Origin of the sequence: Ruminococcus sp. CAG:379 (assembly GCF_000434255.1) — a bacterium.
Classification (GTDB): domain Bacteria; phylum Bacillota; class Clostridia; order Oscillospirales; family Ruminococcaceae; genus Ruminococcus_F; species Ruminococcus_F champanellensis.
On sequence record NZ_FR894881.1, the window covers coordinates 20370 to 25089 of the forward strand.

The following is a 4720-nucleotide window of genomic DNA, read 5'->3' on the forward strand; positions in this document are numbered from 1 at the left end:
GCCGCATAGGCAGCCTCGTCCCGGAACTGCTGCCGGTACCGCTGGGTAAAGGCGGACTGGATCACCCCCAGAATCAGCAGCAATGCCGCCAGCAGCGCCACCCCGGCGGCGGTCATGATGGACAGGAAGATCCGCCGGGTCATCGTGCCCCCTCCGGCTCGCTGAGCTTATAGCCGATGCCCCGGACGGTTTCGATCACGTCCGCATACTCTCCCAGCTTCTGCCGCAGGGAACGGATGTGTACGTCCACCGTCCGGCTCTCCCCGTCAAAGGCATAGCCCCACACCTTGTTGAGCAGTTGATCCCGGGTCAGCACCACGTTCCGGTTTTCCAGGAATACGCACAGCATCTCAAACTCCTTGAGGGTCAGGGACACCGGCTCCCCGTCCACGGTGACGATGTGCTTTGCCGGGCACACATACAGTCCCCGGATGGTATGCTCCGGCTGGGGATCCTTTCGCTCCGTCCGGCGCAGCAGCGCCTTGACCCGGGCGATCAGCTCCATCATGCCGAAGGGCTTGGGGACGTAGTCATCGGCACCGCAGTCCAGACCGATGACCTTGTCGTATTCGCTGCCCTTGGCGGTCAGCATCAGAATGGGCAGCTTCCGGGTGGGGGGATTGTTCCGGAGCTTTTTAAGAATTGAAAGCCCGTCCTCCTCCGGCAGCATAATATCCAGCAGCACCAGATCCGGCTGCTCCTGTTCCATGCCCCGCCAGAAATCCGAAGGCTTTTCAAAGCCCCTGGTTTCCAGCCCGGAATTGTTCAGCGAATAGGTAACAAGCTCCCGGATGCTGTTGTCATCCTCCAGCAAGTAAATCATAGCGTCCCCCCGAATCAACGTTTGAGAATTTTCTTGGCAGTGACAATGACCGCCTCATAGTTCAGTGCGAGGATCAGCCCCACGCCGCATACCAGATACAGCACATAGCGCTGGGGCATTTTGATAATGGCGGTGCTCATGCCCAGCAGGATCACATTGTTTGCCGCAAACAGCAGGTGATTGACCCGAAAGGGCACATACCGGCGGGCGTCCACGATCCGGACGATGTAGCACAGCAGATAGCTGAGGTAGGTGGCGGCAATGGCACCGTACACCCCCCATTTTGGGATCATCAGCAGGTTCAGCGGCAGATTCACCCCGGCGGCGATCAGACTGGTCCAGAAGGAGTTCCGGGTATGCTGGGTGGCGGTGTAGATGCTGCTTAAAAACTGGTTGAAGCACATGAGCAGTACGGACACCACCAGCACCGGCGTATACCGGAAGGCTGCTTCATAGGCAGTATCCAGCTTGTTGCTGATGAGCACGTTGGACAGGGGCTGCACCAGGGCAATGAGGAAGGCGGCGGCGATGCAGAGAATGGACTGATACGCTCCGAAGATCCGCTGGTAGAATTGATTCCGGCCGGCGGAGTCGTTTTCCGTAATGGCGGAAATGTTCCATGCCTGGAAAAAGATCGTGGAAACCATGGAGATCAGATTGGGGATCTTGGACGCCGCCCCGTATACCCCGGCGGCGCTTTTGCCAACCAGTCCTTCCGGCCCGTGCATGATGCCGATAAAGAACCGATCCGCAAAGCCAGTAAAGATCCACAGCACGGCGGTGGGGATCAGGGGCACGGAAAACGCCAGCATCCGGCGCAGCAGCTTCTTGTCCACATACCGGAAGGAGAAGAACCGGGGAATGCCGGACACGATGCACAGGAACACGCCGCTGCAAAAATCCGAGCAGATCACCGACAGCATGAAGCCCCGGACGCCCATGCCCAGGACGGAAATGAAGATCACGTTGAACAGGTACAGGGTCAGAGCGGTGAGGATCCCATCCACGGAGTACAGCTTCAGCAGTCCCCTTGCCCGGACGAACTGGGCGCAAAGCTGCCGGAAGGAGGAGGTGCAGATATAGACGATCAGCAGTCCCAGGAATCCATCCGTAAAGGAGAACAGTCCGATCAGCGGTGTGCACAGCAGCAGCAGCACCAGCCCTCCAAGCTCTGTGACCACCGCATTGGAGAATACCTGCCGCTTGTCATACGCCCGGTCGATGCCGTAGCGGATCACCGCCTCCGCAATGGAGAAGGTGAACACGGGGATCAGGAAATTTGCCGTGATCTCCAGCATTTCCTTGGTGTTCAGATTGTCGGAAATGATGTTCCCCGTATACAGCCGGGTCAGGAAAAACAGCAGGATCTTGGAGCCGAAGCTGCCGACTGCGAAGATCACCGTGTTCAGGGCAAGGGTTTTGTATTTATCCATAGCATTCTTCCTTTTCGCGTTGCTGATACTCATACAGGTTTTATTATATCAAATTCCCGGCAAAAAGAAAAGCCCCAACACAAAAAAACAGGGCATCCGGGGATGCCCTGCCTGTAAAGGCTAGTCTGTAACCAGAGAAAAGTCGATGTTGCCGCTGTTCACGTCCGCCTTGTCGCAGCGTACCCGGACAGCCTGTCCCACGGTGTACACCGTATTGGAGCGCTGCTCCGTCAGATGAATCACCCCGTCGCAGGTATACTCCCCCTCCGGCAGGGAGCCCACATGCACCAGGCCCTGCACGGTGGAGGGCAGCTCCACATAGAAGCCGAAATCCGTCACACTGGCGATCACAGCGTCGAATTCCTCCCCGATGTGGGCAAGCATATACTCTGCCTTGTAGCAGTCCTCGCAGTCCCGCTCTGCGGTCATGGCACGGAGCTCTGCGGCGCTGGAGCGCTCGGAGGCATGCTGTACGAAGGCGGCATACCGCTTGTCGAACCAGTCCTTGCTGTACCCCAGCACCACGTCCGACAGGATCCGGTGGATGGCAAGATCCGGGTACCGGCGGATGGGGGAGGTAAAGTGGGTGTAGTCCGCCAGGGCAAGACCGAAATGGCCGATGGGGGTGGGAGCATACTTTGCCTTTGCCATGGAACGGAGCAGCAGATTGTTCAGCGCCGGCAGCAGGGGACTGTCCTTTGCATTCTTCAGAATCTGGGCAAAGTGACAGGGGCGCACCTCGTCCAGCACCGGGTGGGGGATGTTCATCCGGTTCAGCACCTCCTCCAGCCGTTCCAGCTTTTCCGGAGAGGGATTCTCGTGCACCCGGTACACAAAGGGAATGGACTTTTCCCGTGCCACCCGGGCGGCGGATTCATTGGCAAGGAGCATGAACTCCTCGATCAGCAGTTCACTGCGGCCTCTGGTTCTGGGCTGTACATCCACACAGACCCCATCCTCGTTGAGGATCAGCTTGCTTTCCGGCGCATCCAGGGAGGGCGCCCCCCGCCGATCCCGATCCGCCAGCCGCTTGTCCGCCAGCTCGTTCATCAGCAGCAGGGATTCTGTCACCTCTGCATACTTTTCTGCAATTTCCGGAGTCTGGGTACCTGCCAGAATGGTGTTGATTTCCTTATATACCCCCTTGACCCGGGAACGGATCACGGACTTGTGGAAGGAGTAGGCACGGAGCTGCCCCTCCTTGTCCAGATCCATAATGGCGGAAAAGGCGAGCCGATCCTCCCCCGGATTCAAAGAGCAGATGCCGTTGGACAGGGACTTGGGCAGCATGGGGATCACCTTGTCCGCATAATACACACTGGTGCCCCGGTGCAGTGCCTCCATATCCAGGGGGGTATTTCCCCGCACATAGTGGGATACGTCCGCAATGTGTACCCCCAGCCGGTAGCCCTCTCCCCGGCGCTGGATGGATACAGCGTCGTCCAGATCCTTGGATTCTGCCGAATCGATGGTGAAGATGCACTCCTCCCGCAGATCCATCCGGTGCACCAGATCCGCCGGCTGTACCCCGGCAAGCGCCAGCTTTTCCGCCTGGGTGATGACCTCCTCCGGAAATTCGGTGGGGATGCCGCTGACGGCGATCACCGCCTCCGCGCAGCTTGCCGCCTGCTGGGCGCAGCCGTAGCTGAACAGGATCCGGGCACGGTGCTCCGCATGCCGGGTGCCCCGGTGGGAGATCTGTGCCAGCACCTTATCACCAGGAGCGAAGGCGTAGTTGCCGCTGTGGGCGATAGAGATCCGGCTTTTGGACATGGTGTCCGGCAGCAGATAGCAGTGCTTGTCCTCCTCCACGATCATGCCGGTGAGCTGGGCAGGGCTTTCCACCAGAATGGAAACCACTTCCCCCTCCGGCTCTCCGGTGCGGGAGGGGATGGGGCGCATCAGCACCTGATCCCCGGGCATTGCCCCCAGCAGAAACTTACCCGGCACGAAAAATTCGGTTTCATCCTCCAGCCGCTTGCAGAAGCCGAAGGTGCGGCTGAGCCGGGTGACCTCTGCCTTGAAGCAGCCGCTTTCCGCTGCACCCACATAGGTGTGCTTCCGCTCCACCACCTCTCCGGATGCCACCAGTGCCCCCAGGGCGGCAGCATAGGCGTCGCTTGCGCCACGCTGGCTCCGGCATTTCGCCGCCAGCTCCTTTGCACCGATAGGCTTTTTTCCGCATCGGGTCAGAGCAGCACGGATCTTTTCCGTATAATACGCTGCATCGAACTTTTCCTTTCCTGCATGCTTGCCGCTCCGTGCCTTGGCATTGCCCGCCTTGCTGCGGATTTGCTTTTCCTGCTTGAATTCACGCTTTTTCATAGTCGATTCCTCACTTTACAACAAAAGCCCTGCAACCCGCCCTGCCGCAAACACGGCAGCCGGATCACAGGGCGTCAGCTTCCTGCTCAATCAAGGTGACATCGCACAAAGCCCACCTGGCGGCTTTGCACAGCATCTG

Annotated in this window: 3 protein-coding genes; all 3 read right to left on the bottom strand. The window is 59.0% G+C overall.

Annotation, left to right across the window (positions count from 1 at the left end):
* Positions 1-139: 139 nt before the first annotated feature.
* Positions 140-823, bottom strand: coding sequence for a response regulator transcription factor (locus QVO51_RS04825; protein ID WP_022357447.1), 684 nt, complete (start codon positions 821-823; stop codon positions 140-142).
* A 14-nt stretch (positions 824-837) separates the two neighbouring features.
* Entirely contained in the window at positions 838-2256 is a 1419-nt protein-coding gene (locus tag QVO51_RS04830) for a lipopolysaccharide biosynthesis protein (RefSeq protein WP_022357448.1), read from the bottom strand.
* 120 nt (positions 2257-2376) lie between these two features.
* On the bottom strand, positions 2377-4581 hold the full coding sequence (rnr, locus tag QVO51_RS04835; protein ID WP_022357449.1) for a ribonuclease R: 2205 nt from the start codon (positions 4579-4581) through the stop codon (positions 2377-2379).
* Positions 4582-4720 lie beyond the last annotated feature (139 nt).

What these genes read in the sequence shown, in the direction of transcription:
- QVO51_RS04825 (WP_022357447.1), bottom strand. Translation starts at nt 823, where the DNA reads ATGATTTACTTGCTGGAGGATGACAACAGCATCCGGGAGCTTGTTACC.
- QVO51_RS04830 (WP_022357448.1), bottom strand. Translation starts at nt 2,256, where the DNA reads ATGGATAAATACAAAACCCTTGCCCTGAACACGGTGATCTTCGCAGTC.
- rnr (WP_022357449.1), bottom strand. Translation starts at nt 4,581, where the DNA reads ATGAAAAAGCGTGAATTCAAGCAGGAAAAGCAAATCCGCAGCAAGGCG.